The sequence below is a fragment of the Moraxella sp. 179-F 1C4 NHS genome (assembly GCF_045370505.1).
In the GTDB taxonomy this organism is placed as follows: domain Bacteria; phylum Pseudomonadota; class Gammaproteobacteria; order Pseudomonadales; family Moraxellaceae; genus Faucicola; species Faucicola tetraodonis.
The window spans coordinates 107782-125905 of the sequence record NZ_JBIQEC010000007.1; the positions used below are offsets into that span (position 1 = coordinate 107782).

14 protein-coding genes are annotated in these 18124 nt (G+C 45.0%); 10 read left to right on the forward strand and 4 right to left on the reverse strand.

Features of this window, described 5'->3' with window-relative positions:
• Positions 1-73 precede the first annotated feature (73 nt).
• The 7 genes from ACH0AB_RS05260 (at position 74) to ACH0AB_RS05290 (ending at position 8555) form a co-directional block, all read left to right on the forward strand.
• Complete coding sequence (locus ACH0AB_RS05260; protein WP_099833365.1) at positions 74-769, forward strand: YceI family protein; 696 nt, start codon at positions 74-76, stop codon at positions 767-769.
• Between the two features lie 176 nt (positions 770-945).
• A complete protein-coding gene (locus tag ACH0AB_RS05265; RefSeq protein ID WP_312535273.1) occupies positions 946-1596 on the forward strand; it encodes a YceI family protein in 651 nt (216 codons plus the stop codon).
• 281 nt (positions 1597-1877) lie between these two features.
• A complete protein-coding gene (locus ACH0AB_RS05270; RefSeq protein ID WP_050325213.1) occupies positions 1878-2603 on the forward strand; it encodes a LemA family protein in 726 nt (241 codons plus the stop codon).
• A 197-nt stretch (positions 2604-2800) separates the two neighbouring features.
• Positions 2801-4093: a TPM domain-containing protein gene (locus ACH0AB_RS05275; protein ID WP_406877447.1), complete on the forward strand. Its 1293-nt coding sequence runs from the start codon at positions 2801-2803 to the stop codon at positions 4091-4093.
• 98 nt (positions 4094-4191) lie between these two features.
• Entirely contained in the window at positions 4192-4785 is a 594-nt protein-coding gene (locus ACH0AB_RS05280; RefSeq protein ID WP_406877448.1) for a TPM domain-containing protein, read from the forward strand.
• Positions 4786-5131: 346 nt separating this feature from the next.
• Positions 5132-7525 carry an ATP-binding protein gene (locus ACH0AB_RS05285; RefSeq protein WP_406877449.1) on the forward strand — a complete coding sequence of 798 codons (2394 nt, stop codon included), beginning with the start codon at positions 5132-5134 and terminating at the stop codon, positions 7523-7525.
• Between the two features lie 412 nt (positions 7526-7937).
• Positions 7938-8555 (forward strand): LOG family protein, encoded by a 618-nt coding sequence (locus ACH0AB_RS05290; protein ID WP_406877455.1) that lies wholly within the window; start codon positions 7938-7940, stop codon positions 8553-8555.
• A 69-nt stretch (positions 8556-8624) separates the two neighbouring features.
• Here ACH0AB_RS05290 and ACH0AB_RS05295 read toward each other — a convergent pair whose 3' ends face one another.
• The gene (locus tag ACH0AB_RS05295; RefSeq protein ID WP_198510965.1) at positions 8625-10034 is read right to left on the reverse strand and encodes an FAD-binding oxidoreductase; all 1410 of its coding nucleotides are present in this window, start codon (positions 10032-10034) and stop codon (positions 8625-8627) included.
• A gap of 219 nt (positions 10035-10253) precedes the next feature.
• On the opposite strand from ACH0AB_RS05295, the gene serA reads away from it, so the two are divergent.
• The gene (gene serA / locus ACH0AB_RS05300; protein WP_315265224.1) at positions 10254-11486 is read left to right on the forward strand and encodes a phosphoglycerate dehydrogenase; all 1233 of its coding nucleotides are present in this window, start codon (positions 10254-10256) and stop codon (positions 11484-11486) included.
• Between the two features lie 284 nt (positions 11487-11770).
• Here the strand turns inward: serA and ettA are convergent, their stop codons facing one another.
• On the reverse strand, positions 11771-13432 hold the full coding sequence (gene ettA, locus ACH0AB_RS05305; RefSeq protein ID WP_406877450.1) for an energy-dependent translational throttle protein EttA: 1662 nt from the start codon (positions 13430-13432) through the stop codon (positions 11771-11773).
• A gap of 285 nt (positions 13433-13717) precedes the next feature.
• Between ettA and ACH0AB_RS05310 the strand changes: the two genes are divergently transcribed.
• On the forward strand, positions 13718-14005 hold the full coding sequence (locus ACH0AB_RS05310) for a GNAT family N-acetyltransferase (RefSeq protein WP_095356506.1): 288 nt from the start codon (positions 13718-13720) through the stop codon (positions 14003-14005).
• A 92-nt stretch (positions 14006-14097) separates the two neighbouring features.
• Here ACH0AB_RS05310 and infC read toward each other — a convergent pair whose 3' ends face one another.
• On the reverse strand, positions 14098-14595 hold the full coding sequence (infC, locus tag ACH0AB_RS05315; RefSeq protein WP_172460503.1) for a translation initiation factor IF-3: 498 nt from the start codon (positions 14593-14595) through the stop codon (positions 14098-14100).
• Positions 14596-14630: 35 nt separating this feature from the next.
• Positions 14631-16559, reverse strand: coding sequence for a threonine--tRNA ligase (gene thrS, locus ACH0AB_RS05320; protein ID WP_406877452.1), 1929 nt, complete (start codon positions 16557-16559; stop codon positions 14631-14633).
• A 465-nt stretch (positions 16560-17024) separates the two neighbouring features.
• On the opposite strand from thrS, the gene ACH0AB_RS05325 reads away from it, so the two are divergent.
• Positions 17025-18044, forward strand: a complete 1020-nt coding sequence (locus tag ACH0AB_RS05325; RefSeq protein WP_284034914.1) for a 5'-nucleotidase — start codon at positions 17025-17027, stop codon at positions 18042-18044.
• Positions 18045-18124: the final 80 nt, after the last annotated feature.

Here is an 18124-nt window from a genome sequence, read left to right on the forward strand (position 1 = left end):
TACACTAAGTTAAGTTTCATTAACAATGTTTTGTAAGCCCACACAGCTCTTATAATATATCGAGGAAAATCCCATGAATAACAAAATTTTAGTCACTACCGCTATCGCAGCGTTATTAGCCACACAATTTGCCAATGCAGAATTGGTTATCTCGCAAAACGGTGAAACGCAAAAAGTTGGTGAAACTGCGGCTCAACCTGCAGCGGTCACAAAAGCGCCTAAAACCGCCAAAGTAGAAAAAGTTAAGCCAAGCAACAGCACCAGCTACAAACTAGACCCAAACCACGCCAATGTACGTTTTGCGATTGATCACTTCGGTACAACGACCAACCAAGGTGGTTTCTACGGCGTAACGGGTGACTTGAACTACAACCCCGCCAAAAATACAGGCAGCATCAACGTTGACATTCCTGTCAATAGTCTTGACACGGGTAACGAACATTTTACCAACCATTTAAAATCAGCTGAATTCTTTAACGCTGAAAAATACCCAACGGCTAATTTCAAATCAACCAAATTCCATTTCAAAAATGGCAAAGTAACGAAAGTTGACGGTAACTTGACGCTATTGGGCAAAACCAACCCAGTCAGCCTAAAAGCCACTAAATTTAATTGCTACAACAGCCCAATGCTGAAAAATGCGCAAGTATGTGGCGGTGATTTTGAGACTACCATTGACCGCACCAAATGGGGCATGGATACCTATGTCAAAATGGGTTTTGCTAAAGACGTGAAACTCAACATCCAAGTTGAAGCCGTACAACAATAAGCTTGCTTAGCGTTACCTAGAAGCCAATGTTAACGCATTGGCTTTTTTACGTTTCTACGATAGATAATTTCACAAACACTGAACTTTGCCAACACTCTTTGCACAGCTTGATTCAATTGATAAGTTAAAATGTTCAAACCAATGCAATTTTTAACGACTAATAATAAGGAAAGTTCATGACAGATAAAACTAACAACTTAGGGACACTTGCCAAACTTGCAGGCATGGCAACCACTGCCATTTTGACCAAAAAAGCCTTGGCTAAAACTTTTAGCTTAGGCGCAAAAGCAGTAAGCAAAGAAATCGTCAAATCTAATTCAATCAACTATAAACTTGACCCGATGCACACCAATGTGCGATTTAGCATTGACCATTTTGGCACCTCAACCAATCATGGTGGATTTTATGGCTTGGAAGGCGACATGGTATTTGACCCCGACAATCAAATAGGGCAAATTGACCTTGATATTCCGTTGGAAAAATTGCAAACAGGTCATAAGAAATTTGATGAACACTTAAAAAGTAAAGACTTTTTTAATGCAGATAAATATCCAACTGCCCACTTTACCTCTACTAAATTTATCTTTAAAAAGGGTAAATTACACCAAATTAAAGGCAATTTAACTTTGCTCAAAAAAACTCGCCCTATTACGTTGACAGCGAGCAAATTTAATAGCTATCCAAGTCCGTTACTCATGGCATATGTGTACGGTGGTGATTTTGAAACCACGATTGACCGTACCGATTGGGGGATTGATGGTTATGTCAAAATGGGTGTGAGTAAAAAGGTGAAATTAGTCATTCAAATTGAAGCCGCTCAACAATGATTTTTTGGTAGATAATAAAGGTAATCAAAAAGATCAGCGTTGGCTGGTCTTTTTTTGCTAAGCTGATTGCAAATTTTTAACTATTCAATTTTTAGCTATTCGTTTTTTAACTATTCGATATTTAACTATTCTAAGCCGCTAAGCCGGCTTTAATAAGTCTGCAGTTTGATACAAAACCATACAGCACTATACAAAACGTAAATTTACAGTAGCCACACATAGCTTCATAATTTTCAAAAACCTAGATATCGATTTATTTAATTTATCTTTGAGGAAAACTTATGAAACCATTCAATACCACAGTAAAAAACACCTTATTGGCCGCAGCCTTGGTGGTGGGTTCTGCCAATCTGACCGGTTGTGGTTATAACTCTATGCAAGCGCAAGATGAACAAATCAACGCGTCATGGTCAGAAGTAGTCAACCAATACCAGCGCCGTGCTGACTTGATTCCAAACTTAGTCAAAGTCGTTGAGCGTTATGCCCAGCACGAACAAGCGACCTTAACCCAAGTGACACAAGCGCGCTCACAAGCAACGACTATCAATGTGAGTGCCGATGTACTCAATGACCCAGCGGCTTTCCAACGGTATCAACAAGCGCAAGATCAATTGGGCAGTGCGTTATCGCGCCTAATGGCAGTGTCGGAGCGCTATCCTGACCTAAAAGCGGACAAACAATTCCAAGAGTTACAAGCACAGCTTGAAGGCACCGAAAACCGCATTACCGTGGCACGTGGTCGTTATATCCAAGATGTTCAAACTTATAACACTACCGTACGCCAATTCCCAACCAATGTCACCGCAAAAGTGTTTGGTATGCATACCCGTCCAAACTTTACCGTGGCCAATGAGGCGCAAATCTCCACTGCACCAACCGTTGATTTTGGCAATAACAATACCAATACCGCAAATGCGGGCGGTCAGCCAGTGCAAAACAATGGGAATACAGCCAATGCCGGTGGTCAGCCTGTCAATAATTCGGCTACCGCAACAGCGAAACCTTAATTCACCATTGTTAATGTTAACTGTATAGTTAAAGTTTGAGAGTTAAGAAGATTTTTTTAAATAGTCTGCTATCAGTCGGTGGCAAGCTCATTGAATAAGATTTGCATAAATTGTCAGACTAATTTTTTAATTTTTTAAAATAGTTATTGAATTGACTATATCATAATAAAAAAATTGCATACTTTGAGGAAACACAGGTGTCATTGAATATTGCACAGACACAGCCCAATTTACAGCGCTCCCATAATCAGCCACAAAAATTGTCATCTCGTTTGTTAGCCAAGCGATTGGTAGTAAATACCTTTACTGCGCTGACCATGGGAATTGGGCTTGCAATGCCTATGGCAGCCGTTGCAGAAACTGCCACAGCGACAGCCAATTCCGCAACCGTTACCGCTAAGCCCACATTACAAGATCATAGTGTTGAGGACATGGTTGCGATTGCCAAAACCGCACAAACCAATGAAGCGCTCAATGATGCTGTACTCAATAATGATGCAATTAAAGAGACGTTAGGCAATGATGCGCTGCCGATACCAGGTAGCACCCAAGCAACTGGCAATCAGGCCAATAACAATCAGGCAACAGTTACCGCCAATGCTCAGACGTCCACGACTACCACACCCAAGCAATCAACCCCAGCCCCTGTCGCAGCTGATAAACTAATCCTAAATAACCCTGTCATTGATGAAGCAAAAATTCTATCTGCCAGTGATAAACAGGCGATTGAAACCAAACTGCGTAGTCTTAATGACCGCGGTTTGGCGCAAGCAGCTGTTGTTATTGTACCAACCACCAATGGCGAGGATATTTTTGACTATTCAATGAAGGTCGCTGATCGCTGGAAACTGGGCAAAAAAGACACCGATCAAGGTCTGTTGATGGTTGTTGCCGTCAATGACCGCAAAATGTATATTTTAACGGGCTATGGTCTTGAAGGTACCATTCCTGATGCCGTCGCTAAACGCATTATTAGCGACGATATAACCCCAAGATTTAAACAAGGCGATTATGCCGGGGGTATCACAGCGGGAATTAATCGCATTGAAGAACGCTTGACGACCGACCCTGCTATTTTAAAGCAAGCGGATGCCAATCGAGTCAATACCAATAGCAATGCCCAGTCAAATCAAGAGGGCGGCATACCGCTTATCTTCCTAGGCTTTTTTGGCTTTGTCACTGGCATGATTTTGACCAGTATATTAGGGCGGTTTTTTGGTTCTATCGCTACAGCAGGTGGCATTGTAACGCTTGGTACAATCTTTGGTGCAGGCTTACTGGGCAGTATATTTGTGGCATTTATTGTATTTTTATTCTTGCTCTTTCGTGGTAGCGGTGGTGGTCGCGGTGGCAGAGGCGGCGGTGGGGTTGTTTTCCTGCCGGGTGGGGGCTTTGGCGGCGGTGGATTTGGTGGTGGCGGCTTTAGCGGTGGTGGATTTGGTGGCGGCGGTGGCGGCTTTGGCGGTGGCGGCGCTGGTGGTGACTGGTAGTCAGTAATCGGCTAGCTATTGAAACATCAGTTAAAAAATTGTGTTAACTTTACCCCTTATCATCAACTATATACTTCATTATTTTTTATGGAATTTTCATGAGCACAAATGACCCAATAACTGCAACGAATGGTGCCAACGAAGAAACCATTGCTTACACCTCACCGATGGCGACAGTGACTTCTACTGTGCCAAGTTGGGCTAGATGGTGGCGTCAAGTTGCGTTTATACCTAGCCTGCACAATCGCTGGTTAACGCCTACTGCCCAACAGCAGCTAAACCAAGCAATTACCGAAGCTGAGCAAGGGCATCGTGGCGAAGTCGTGCTAGTGATTGAGAATCATTTGCCCATTTCGTCAGCACGGCTACAAAACAGCCGAGACAGAGCGATCGAAGTTTTTGGGGATTATCGCGTCTGGGATACGCAGGATAATACTGGGGTGTTGGTGTATCTTAATATCTGTGAGCGGCGTTTGGAAATTGTCGCCGATAGAGGTATCAATAGCCATGTGATGCCAACCATGTGGCAAGCGATGTGCGATAAGGCTATTGAAGGTATTAAAGTCAATCGACACATCGATAGCTTGGTTGCGCTATTGGGCGATGTGGGGCAATTGCTTCGTCAATATTACCAATTGGACAATGACCCAAGCGGCAACGAAATCGCTGACAGGATGATTTTTATAAAGTAGTTTTAAACTTAGTTAGTAGGTTGCGATGATGCAATCCTACCAAAAGCGATGTCACCCATCGCTTTTTTTTATTGCTTAGCTTTTATTGCTAAACTTTTAATGCCCAACAGTAAGCGGGTAAACTTCAAAATTTGGTATCAAAAATTATTAAGGATTATCTTTGCAGCGCTAAAAAATTGCGTTAAGGCTCGATAAAAGAATCGACAAATTTTGCTAGGCGAAATGATGAAATTTTACATATAATGAAAACGACATACCGCCACTCAGGTTGTTAGACAATTAGACAATTAGACCAGTCGTCATGTTGGCGATAAATCATTACTTATAAAAATTTTGAGGGAATCTCATGCCAACGCTCACCAATAATATTGCTGATAGTATCGGTCAATTTTATCTCGGTCAAGACGTGTACCCAGAGCGTACACAAGGTCAAGCAACCCTATATGACGCAGCTGACTTAACAACCCATGCGGTGATTATCGGGATGACAGGCTCGGGTAAGACGGGTTTGGGGATTAGCTTACTGGAAGAAGCCGCGCTGGATAATATTCCGGTGATTGCAATTGACCCCAAAGGTGACTTGGGCAATTTGGCATTGACGTTCCCAAATTTGGCCGCCAGTGACTTTGAGCCGTGGATTGATAGCAGCATGGCAAGTCAAGCGGGTATGAGCGTGGCAGAGTTTGCCAAGCAAACCGCAGAAAACTGGCAACAAGGGCTTGGCAAAAGTTTTCAAACCCCGGAGCGTGTGCAAGCACTCAAAGCCGCCAATCGTGTCAGTGTCTATACCCCAGGTAGCGAGAATGGCTTACCCATTGCCCTACTTGGTAATCTCGTCCCGCCGCCCGATAGTGTCAAAAATGATGGCGAAGGTTATGCGGAGTATATCGATGCAACAGTGTCGGCACTGTTGGTGCTATTAAAAGTCGATGGGGATAACCTTGCCCCAGAGCATGTGTTTTTGGCACAGCTACTTAAAAATGCCTGGGACAATAACCAAACTTTAACCTTGGTGGATTTGATTACCCAAATCCAAACGCCACCGTTTGACAAAGTCGGCATCCTGCCGCTGTCACAAGTATTTGCGGATAAAGACCGTGCCGCACTGGCGATGAAGCTCAACACGCTTTTGGCATCGCCGAGTTTTGCCAGCTGGCTCAAAGGCATGCCACTGGATGCTGGCGCACTGTTTTATGATAAAAACGGCAAAGCGCAAACCAGTGTGCTCAATATTGCCCATCTATCCGATGATGAGCGTCTATTTTTTGTCACCTTGTTTCTCACCAATTTATTGGGCTGGATGCGCCGTCAGCAAGGCACCTCAACCTTGCGGGCAATTTTGTACATGGATGAAGTGTTTGGCTACCTACCGCCGATTGGCAATCCACCGACCAAAGTATTGCTGTTGACCCTGCTAAAACAAGCACGTGCATTTGGTTTGGGGATTGTATTATCAACCCAAAACCCAGTGGACTTGGACTACAAAGCCTTATCCAATGCGGGTACTTGGTTTATCGGACGGTTACAGACTGCCCAAGACCGTGAACGGGTGATGGATGGCTTGCTCTCTGCCAGTGGCAGCAGTGGACTGGACAAAGCGGCGCTCAATGCGTGGTTTGATAAACTCGGTAAACGCCAATTTTTACTGCACAATGTGCATGACGCCAGCCCTGTGATTTTTAGCACCCGCTTCACGCTCAACTACTTATCAGGACCGCTTAGCAAACAGGCCATAGCACAGCTCAAAGCCAATAGCCAAGCCGCTGCTGCTACCGACTCAGCACAAGCTCAAGCCACCACGCCTGACATCAATCCATTAGCAAGCACCATAAGTCAGCCGCCGGCCTTGCCCAAAGATGTGGGCTTGTATTATGCCCCCAAAGACATGGCGGGCGATGGGCAAACCTTCTATGAGCCTACTGCCTTTGCCTATGCGCGGGTATTTTTTAATGACAAAAAATCAGGCGCCCAAAGTCAGCAGCAGCTATTATTAACCACAGCATTTGGTGAGCCGCCGTTGGTGGTAGATTGGCATCAAGCGATTTTAAGTGATTTGACCTTTGAGCAGTTACAATCCGCTCCGCACCAACCCGCTGTGCTCAAACAACTGCCTACCCAAGCGCTCGACAAGGCATCATGGAAAGCTTGGGAAAAAGATGTGAAAGAAGCCATCCGTCAGCAGCAAGTGTTAAATCTGTGGTATGTCGATAGTTTAAAGCTGTATAGCGAAGTAGCAGAGAGCGAAGACGCCTTCCGCAATCGACTCATCGTACCGCTGCATGAACAGCGTGATATCGCCATTGCCCAGCTGCGTGATAGCTTTGCTAAAAAACAAGACGCGCTAGCCAAAAAATTGCAAGCCGCCAATGAAAAATACCAACAACAAGCCGCTGAGTCGAGCAAAGGCTGGCTTGATGCAGGGGTCAGTATTGGTTCTGCGGTCTTAGGCGCATTTATGGGTCGCAAGGCGTTGTCACAGACCAATATCAATAACGTCAAACGTGCCATGAACTCGGTGGGCGATATCAATGCCCACAAACAAACCGTCGCAGAGCTTGATGCGATTCGTCAGCAGCTGCAGCAGGAGTTAGACAGCATTGGGCAGCAGTTACAAAGCCAAATCGACACTTTGGCAACCACGTATGATGCCCAGTCAATAGCACTTGATACTGTACAGATTGCCCCAGCAGCGAAGGATATCACGGTGTTGTTGGTCGGCGTGTTGTATCAGCCGCTATAAACAGACGCAATATAAACCTTTTGGTTCTATCGAATTTCGTGGAATGCGGTATGACCCCAACGTCTGAATACCAACAGCAAGCCCAATATTTTCTTGCCAACATCTATGCCAGTGGCAATGGCGTCTCTGCCAATGCCCATCATACTTATTAGGATATCTACTTGATGGTTTTTGATAGCCTATTTTTATTATCAAGCCCTTCTTATTCAACCTTTCATTGATGGCTTTTTAACAGCCATTGCTTTATTTTTCGCCAACTGCACCAATTATAATGCCTATGCGCCAAATGTAGCCAAAATGAGATACGCTGCGCCTAGGATGCGTTCACCAATTTGTAGGATGATTGACCTATAATGACAATACATTAAAAGGAAAAAGCATGACACCCGTAGATATTATTACTAGTAAAGAAATGAGCGATATTGCACAAATTGTCAAACTTCATGATATTGATGTTCCCTTAGTCGCTGTGTATTGCGGCTCTCGCAAAGGCAATGACCCTATCTATGTCCAATCGGCGCATGAATTGGGCAGGGCATTGGTTGAAGCGGGGTTAGGTCTGGTGTATGGCGGTGCGGTGATTGGCTGTATGGGCGCGGTTGCCGATGGTGTGATTGAAAAAAACGGTATTGCCGTGGGTGTGATTCCTGAGTTTATGATGGATCGAGAAGTGGCGCATGGCGGGCTGACGCGTTTGCATTTGACCGATACCATGCATACCCGTAAAGCCATCATGGCAGAGTACGCCAGTGCCTTTATCACCTTGCCAGGTGGGCTTGGCACCCTTGAGGAAATCATGGAAATTGCCACTTGGCGACAGCTATATCAACATGAAAAACCGATGATTATTCTTAATATCAATGGTTTTTATGACAAATTGGTTGAACATCTACGCTTTACCGCTGAGCAAGGCTTTATGAAGCCAGAAGATTTACAGCGATTAATCGTTTGTGATACTGTCGCAGAAGCCATTGAACTACTCAAACCGATTGTTAACATGCCAGACACGCTGAATGTGAATAAAATCTAACTTTGTTAGCGACAAAAAAAAGACCTCAGTTAAAGGTCTTTTTTTGTATCCTTTTTTTATCAATGTTATCTAGTCGAAAATCTTACCACGATTCATAATCCCATTGGGGTCAAACACTTGCTTGATGGCGCGCAAATAATCAATTTCTTCGTCAGGACGGGTGTAGTTAAGATACGGCTTTTTGGTCATACCCACGCCATGCTCCGCTGAGATAGAGCCGTTGTATTTTTGCACCGTTTCAAACACGTACTTGTTGACCACTTGGCATTTTTCAAAAAATTCGTCTTTGCTAAGGTTTTCTGGTTTTAAAATATTTAAGTGTAAATTACCATCACCGATATGCCCAAACCAGCACACTTGAAAATCCGGATAGTTTTGGCTAACAATGGCATCGATATCCGCGATAAACTCTGGCACGCGGCTGATGAGCACGGAGATGTCATTTTTGTACGGGGTAAATACCGAGATGGTCTCAGAGATATACTCGCGCAGTTTCCATAGCTCTTGGGCTTGGTGAATCGATTGGCTCATCACCCCATCAAGCACCCAGCCTTCGCTCATACAGTCTTCAAAAATCTGCATCGCCATGTCCATAATCGGCTCGTAAGGCGCTTCAAATTCTAGTAGCGCATAAAACGGCGCATCGGTTTCAAACGGTTTTTGTACATGCCCTGTGGCAAGTAACTTGTCAACGGCGACATCATCAAAAAATTCAAACGCGGTCAAATCCATTTTGCTTTGAAAGGCTGACAAGATTTGCATGATATTGGCAAACTCTGGCACGCCAAGCACCATGACAGTTAGGTTTTTGGGCTGACGCTCTAGCTTGACTTGCACTTCAGTGACAATCCCAAGCGTACCTTCTGCCCCGATAAACAAATGACGCAGGTCATAACCTGTGGCGTTTTTTATCATGCCCTTATTGAGGTGCAAAATATCGCCTTTACCTGTTACCACCGTAAGACCTAATATCCAGTTGCGGGTCATGCCGTATTTGATGACTTTGATGCCGCCGGCATTGGTGCCAATATTGCCGCCAAGCTGGCTTGAACCGGCTGACGCAAAGTCCACGGGATAGTATAAGCCTTGCTGCTGGGCAAAGTCTTGCAGCGCTTTGGTGACGATACCAGCCTCCACTTCCACCATACGGTCTGCAGGGTAGAAGCCCAATACTTGGTGCATTTTATCCAGGCTAATTACCACCTCGCCATTGGCGGCAACTGCCCCTGCGGATAGACCGGTTCGTCCACCGCTTGGGGTAATGACGATGTTAAGCTCATTACATAGCTTGACGATGGCTTGCACTTGCTGGGTGGATTTTGGAAAGACAATGGCGCTGGCATTGGGCTCAAAATGCTTGGTCCAATCTTTGCCCCAAAAGCCCAAACTGTCCGCATCGGTTTTGATTTGGTGTTCGTCAAATCCTTGCTGGCGTAGTTGTTCAATGAGCGTATTGATGGCGGTCTGATTAGCAGTCATGGCGTGGCTTTTACCCATATGTTTATACAGATTGAAAAGGTTTTTGAGGCTCTATCATAGCATAACTAACGGCATAAATTTTGACAAAAACACTGGCGATTGATGAAGAATTTTTTACCCATAAGACAAAAAAATCATGCCATCTTGCTGGAATTTCACCACAAAAAACCCAGCAAGTGTGATAGGATAATTGACTAAAAATACTGACTAGGGGTTGTTATGGCACAAAATCTATCACTTGAGAAAGACAAAATCCGCTTTTTGATGCTTGAAGGCTTGCATGACAATGCCTTTAAAGTGCTGTCAGAGGCAGGTTATCACAATGTTGAGAACATCAAAACCGCCTTAGACCCCGAAGAGCTTAGCGAAAAAATCAAAGACGCCCATTTTATCGGCATTCGTTCTCGCACCCATTTGACCCGCGATATTTTAGAAAAAGCCGAAAAGCTCATCGCCATTGGCTGTTTTTGTATTGGCACCAACCAAGTGGACTTGGAAGCTGCCCGTGAGCTGGGTATCCCTGTCTTTAACGCCCCTTACTCTAACACCCGCTCTGTCGCGGAGCTTGTCCTTGCCGAAATCATCATGCTGATGCGCGGTATCCCTGAAAAAAATGCCGTGGTACACCGTGGCGGCTGGAACAAATCTGCCAAAGACAGCTATGAAGTGCGCGGCAAAACTTTGGGTATCGTGGGTTATGGCTCTATTGGTACTCAGTTATCGGTACTCGCTGAAAGCCTTGGTATGAAAGTCATCTATCATGATGTGGTCACCAAATTGCCACTGGGCAACGCCACCCAAGTGGGTAGCCTAGAAGAACTGCTTGGTAAAGCCGATGTGGTCACCTTGCATGTGCCAGATTTACCAAGCACGCGTAATATGATTACCGCCACAGAATTGGCGGCCATGAAGCCAGGCGCGCATCTTATTAATGCGGCGCGTGGCAAATGTGTGGATATCGATGCGCTAGCAGCAGCCCTGCAAAGCGGTCATATCTTGGGCGCGGCGATTGACGTGTTCCCCAAAGAGCCAAAATCAGCGGATGACGAGTTTGAATCACCACTGCGCGCGTTTGACAATGTGATTTTGACACCGCATATCGGTGGCTCAACCCAAGAAGCCCAAGCCAATATCGGTCTTGAAGTGGCAGAAAAATTTGTGCGTTACTCTGATATGGGTGATACCGCAACGTCTGTGAATTTCCCAAATGTTAGTATGCCGCAAAAAGAAGGCACGCATCGTTTGCTACATATTCACCAAAACGTGCCTGGCGTGTTGTCACAGATTAACAAATCCTTTGCCGATGCCAATATCAATATTTTTGCCCAAAGCCTGATGACGGAAGAAGATGTGGGGTATTTGGTGATGGATGTGGGTAGCGGCGATTCTGCGCAAGCGGTTGAAGCACTCAAAAATATCCCAGAAACCATTCGGGTGCGGGTGTTGTTTTAATAAGGTTTTTTGAAAAAAAAGGGCGTATTGAATACGTCCTTTTTTTATTTTTGGTTGCTAAATGATGGCATAAATAGCGTATCAGCCTAACTTGTTTAAAACGTGTCATAACGCATGATAGAGTGGCGTACTGCTTAAGCCATCTAACGTCATGGTTAAGGTTGCCTTATCCAAAATTGCAATGGGTGGTACTAATTTTGTTGTATCAAAAACGATTAAAAAACCCCACTCAAATCACTTGAGTAGGGTTAATACAGCATAAATTATTGGTCAGAAATTGCTAACTATTTCGCAATCTTTTTATATTTCATGCGTTTTGGCTCGGCATCCGCGCCCAATTGTTTTTTGCGATATGTTTCAAACTCCGAGTAGTTACCATCAAACCAAATCGGACCCTCATCCTCAAACGCCAAAATATGAGTGGCAATACGGTCTAAGAACCAGCGGTCATGCGACACCACCATTACAGTACCAGGGAACACTTCTACCGCATCTTCAAGCGCACGCAACGTCTCAACATCAAGGTCATTCGATGGCTCATCGAGTAACAGCACGTTTGCCCCTTGTTTTAAGGTTTTGGCAAGTTGCAGACGATTACGCTCACCACCTGACAGACTGCCGACCAGTTTTTGTTGGTCTTGGCCTTTAAAGTTAAAGCGACCGATATAGGCACGGCTAGGCGTGGTGTATTCGCCCACGGTAATCATATCAAGACCGTCGGAGACTTCTTCCCACACGGTTTTTTTGTCGTCTAGCTCATCACGCACCTGTCCAACATACGCCACTTTCACTGATTCACCGACTTCAACCGTACCCGTATCCGGCTTGTCTTTGCCTGTAATCATGTTAAATAACGTGGTTTTACCTGCACCATTGGGTCCGATAATCCCCACAATCGCCATCGGTGGCACAGTGAAGGATAGGTTTTCGTATAGCAAACGGTCACCAAATGATTTTGAGATATTCTTGACTTCAATCACTTTGTTGCCCAAACGCGATCCTGGTGGAATGTAAATTTCGGCAGTTTCGTTACGTTGTTGGAACTCTTTGGAGTTTAATTCCTCAAAACGTTGCAAGCGAGATTTTGATTTGGCTTGCTGGCCTTTTTGGTTTTTACGCACCCATTCAAGCTCTTGTTTCAGCGCTTTGGCAAAGGCTTCTTCTTGTTTTTGCTCTTGCTCTAGGCGTTTATTTTTTTGCTCAAGCCATTCGGTGTAGTTACCTTGGTAAGGGTAGCCATAGCCACGGTCAAGCTCCAAAATCCACTCGGCGACATTGTCCAAGAAATAGCGGTCATGGGTAATCGCTACAATGGTGCCGCTATAATCTTTTAAGAAATGCTCAAGCCAAGCGACTGATTCGGCGTCCAAATGGTTCGTCGGTTCGTCCAATAGCAACATATCAGGTTTGGATAGCAATAGACGGCAAAGGGCAACGCGGCGTTTTTCCCCACCCGATAATTTGCTCACGTCGGCATCCCACGCGGGTAGGCGCAGTGCATCGGCAGCTTTTTCTAGTTGGTTGTTTAGGTTATGGGCGTCCCACGCTTGGATGATGTCTTCCATTTTGCCTTGTTCGGCGGCAAGTTTGTCAAAGTCGGCATCGGGTAGCGCATATTCACCATAGATTTCATCAAGGCGCGCCAATGCATCTAAGGCTTCACGCACACCGTCTTCCACATTGCCACGCACGTCTTTGGCAGGGTCTAGCTGCGGTTCTTGGGCAAGGTAGCCAATCTTGATACCCGCTTGCGCACGCGCTTCACCGTTATACTCGGTGTCCACGCCTGCCATGATTTTAAGAAGTGTTGATTTACCGGCACCGTTGAGACCCAGCACGCCGATTTTTGCACCGGGGAAAAAAGACAAGCTAATGTCTTTTAGGATTTCCCGTTTGGGTGGAACAATTTTTGATACCTTGTTCATGGTATAAATATATTGAGCCATGTTCTTCCTGTTTAAGTTAGCTAATAGCAAGTGAAGGTAAGGCGTATCATCCACGCCAAAAAATTTGAAAAATGGTAAGATTTAACCGCTTATTATCGCATTGTTAACGGGGTGGGGCAAGGCAAAAGCCTAGGGAAAATCATTTGCAAACCCCATACCGAATAGGCAAAAACTTTTACAAGTCATGGACAGTGGCTGTGCTACTATCAAATGGTAAATAACCAAGCGACAAATAACCAAGTCACAGATAGCATAGTAAAAAAAAGAATACACAAGGAGACAACCATGTCGGATTTACAATTATCGATTCACCATAACGAACAATCACAACGCTTTGAAACCACCGTTGATGGCACTACTGCCTATATAAGCTATGTGGATAATGGTGATGTCATCGTATATGACCATACCATTGTGCCAGACGCGATTGGCGGGCGCGGCATTGCAGGGGCGTTGACCAAGCACGCGCTAGACTATGCCCGCAAGCAAGGTAAAAAAGTCGTGCCAACCTGCTCTTACGTGGCAAGCTACCTGCAAAAGCACCCCGAATACAATGATTTAAAAATACAGTGATTTAAAAGCTTAACATTTTATCAATTGGTTAATACGCCAATAAAAAAACCACATAGGTTAATGTGGTTTTTTTATAGATTAGGGTTTGCTGATTATTTTTTCTTGGTAGGTCCAAGTAGCATACCCATTTGACGACCTTCAACTTTTGGTTGTTGTTCAACATTGGCAACATCCGTCGTATCGGCAATGACTTTTTCAAGCTGCTGCAAGCCAATTTGTTGGTGAGCCATCTCACGACCACGGAAGCGAATGGTGACTTTGACTTTGTCTTGGTCTTCCAAAAACTCACGGATTTTACGAAGTTTGACTTGATAGTCGGCTTCTTCCGTACCAGGACGCAATTTGATTTCTTTAAGCTGCGTTTGTTTTTGGTTTTTTTTGGCTTCTTTGGCTTTTTGTTTTTGGTCGTACAGATATTTTCTGTAGTCCATCACTTTGGCAACAGGAGGCTGAGCGTCTGGTACTATCTCGACCAAATCCAACTCAGCATCACGGGCGGCCTGCAAAGCCGTTTTTATATCCACAACACCAACTTGTTCGCCGTCTTCTTTGACTAAGCGTACCTCTTTGGCACGAATTTCCTCGTTGATGTCTAATCGGTTTGAACTCTTAATAATACTTACTCCTACGCTGTTTTTGATTTGACGCGCCCTTTTTGGGCGGTCGCTTGGTTAACCAAGTCGATAAAGGCATCGATACTCATCACGCCGAGGTTGTCACCTTCGCGAGTACGGACGTTAACTTGGTTGCTTTCTACTTCTTTATCACCCATGACAATCATATAAGGAATACGTTCAAGGGTACGTTCTCTAATTTTAAAACCAATTTTCTCATTACGCAAATCGGTGACCACACGAAGTCCGGCTTGATTCAACTGTTCGGCGACTTTTTGACAGGCTGCCGCTTGGTTGTCGGTAATATTCATCACCACGACTTGCTGCGGTGCAAGCCAGACTGGCATCCAGCCGGCGTAATGCTCAATGAGCATCCCAATAAAGCGTTCAAATGACCCCAAAATCGCACGGTGTAGCATCACAGGGCGCTCACGTTCGCCTTGCTCATTGACAAACTCCGCACCTAGTCGCTCTGGCAGGTTAAAGTCTAGCTGCAGTGTACCGCATTGCCATACCCGGCCAAGACAGTCTTTAAGGCTAAACTCGATTTTGGGTCCATAAAATGCGCCTTCCCCTGGCAGATACTGCCAATCAAGCCCGGCATTATCCAATGCGTCCGCTAAGTCTTTTTCTGCCAAGTCCCACAGTTCGTCAGCACCGACCCGTTTTTCTGGGCGAGTCGAGAGTTTCATTTGTACGTCATCAAAACCAAAGTCTTTATACACATCAAGGGTAAGCTTGATAAAGTCTTGGGCTTCTTGTTTGATTTGCTCATTACTACAAAAAATATGGGCGTCATCTTGGGTAAAGCCACGCACCCGCATGATGCCATGGAGCGAACCTGACGGCTCATTACGGTGGCATGAGCCAAACTCAGCAAGACGCAATGGCAAGTCACGGTAGGATTTTAACCCTTGATTGAACACTTGCACGTGACACGGGCAGTTCATCGGCTTAATCGCATAGTCACGTTTTTCACTATGGGTGGTGAACATCATGTCGCCATAATTTTCCCAGTGACCTGATTTTTCCCATAGGCTTCTATCGACGATTTGCGGGGTTTTGATTTCAAGATAGCCGTTATCTTTTTGTACTTTGCGCATATACTGCTCAAGCACTTGCCACATCGTCCAGCCATTGGGATGCCAAAACACCATGCCAGGCGCTTCTTCTTGCATGTGAAATAAATCAAGCGCCTTACCTATTTTACGATGGTCGCGTTTTTCCGCTTCTTCGATACGCTGAATATAAGCTTTTAGGTCTTTTTTATCTGCCCAAGCGGTACCGTAGATACGTTGAAGTTGCTCGTTTTTGGCATCACCGCGCCAGTAGGCACCACTCATTTTGGTGAGTTTAAAGGCTTTTAGGAAACGGGTGTTGGGCACGTGTGGTCCACGGCACATATCGACGTATTCTTGGTGATAGTATAAACCCATTTGAGTTTCATTCGGCATATCTTCGATAAGACGTAGTTTATAAGTCTCGCCACGGTCTTGGAATACTTTGATAACCTCGTCGCGCGGTGTCATTTTTTTGATAACATCGTAATCTTGGTTAATCAATTGCGTCATGCGCGCTTCGATTTTTTCCATGTCTTCTGGCGTAAACGGGCGCTCGCTGTAGATATCGTAATAAAAACCCTCTTCAATCACAGGACCGATAACCATCTTCACTTCAGGATAGAGCTGTTTGACAGCATGACCCAGTAAGTGAGCGGTCGAGTGGCGAATGATTTCCACACCTTCCTCGTCTTTTGGCGTGATGATTTGGACGGTTGCGTCTTCGCTAATCGGGTCACACGCATCAACTAATTTGCCGTTGACACGTCCTGCAACGGTGGCTTTGGCAAGCCCTGCGCCGATGCTTTGCGCCACTTCCATGACTGACGTTTGTCCATCAAATTGTTTAATATCGCCGTTTGGTAAGGTAATGGCTACCATAATTGCTCCTGTTGTCCTTTGGCAGTGATGACCGTTACTATCGGTCATGTAACCGTGAGAGATGGGAATAAAAAAAGGGAAAAACTCTGCCAATCCAGACTTACCGTGTCTCGATAGGCATTACAATCCCATGAATTCGTCGCTTTGCAAAAAGCGTAAACAAGATATTATAGCAAATTGCGGTGATGAAACCAACTTGCTGATTGAATTGCTTGCAGTGATGACAGAAAATGAGGCAGCTCACGATAGCCGTGTAAAAAAATACTGTAATAGACGACAGCCAATGCTTGGTATCTACAATTTGACTGGGTGTCTTTAATTTGACTGGGTGTCTTGACACTAAGCTGTGCGTCTTTACACCCACAAGTTACAGGAATAATCTAGATTACCCGTGGCAAAACTTATATAACTACAGGATAGTGAGTGCTATGCTTCATAACAATACGATTGATTAAGGGCATTTTTATGTCAGTTGATTTTTCCAATACATTAATTGTGGCGGTCTCTGCCACGGCATTGTTTGACCTATCAGAGTCTGAGCGGTTTTTTCAACAAGCGTTAACCGAAGATCCAGAAACGGCGATTGATAAATTTCGCAGCTATATGATTGAACGCGAAAATGACCCACTGCAAACCGGGACGGGTTATCCGCTTATCAAAGCCTTACTCAATCTCAATCACCATTGTGCAGCCGATGACAAGGGCGAGGGTATCGCTGCGCCCATGGTTGAAGTGGTGATTATGTCAAAAAACAGCCCAGATACCGGCATTCAAGTATTAAATGCGCTGCGTAGTCATGGACTACCGATTAGTCGCTCGGCATTTACTTCAGGCGAAGGGGTGGCGGATTATGTGGCAGATTTTAAGGTGGATTTGTTTTTGACCACCAATCATGACGATGCCCAGCAAGTCACCGATGCAGGCGTGTGTGCCTGCGCGATTTTGGATGCGCCGCCCATTGATATGAAAGAGCTAGACACCAATCAGCTACGCATTGCATTTGATGGCGATGCCGTGTTATTTGATGAAGCAGGGGAACTATTGTCGCGCCAGCAAGGACTCAAAGCGTTTCATGATTATGAAGCCAAAATGAGTGATGTGCCGATGAATAAAGGCCCGTATGCGGATTTTTTAATCAAACTCTCTAAACTACAAAAACGCCTGCCTGCTAAAATCAAGCATCCACCGATTCAAATTGCACTGGTGACGGCACGCAATGCGCCTGCTGATTTGCGCGCGATTAAGACATTACGTGATTGGGGCGTCAATGTGGATTTGGCATTCTTTTTAGGTGGCTTGGATAAACGCCATGTACTGCAAACCTTTGCCCCGCATATTTTCTTCGATGACTCCATTCATAATTACGAATCTGCTAAAGGCGTAGTACCCTCAGGGCTAGTGCCTTATAGCTCAAAATCAAAATTGTATGTCAAACAAACTGATGCCACGGCAACCCAAAACCTTGTTGAGATTCATCAAGGATAAAATTAGGCTGTGTCCTCAATTCACTTTAACATGAATAATGATGCAAGCGAGGTAAATCATTGACTCAAAATTACGAGCTA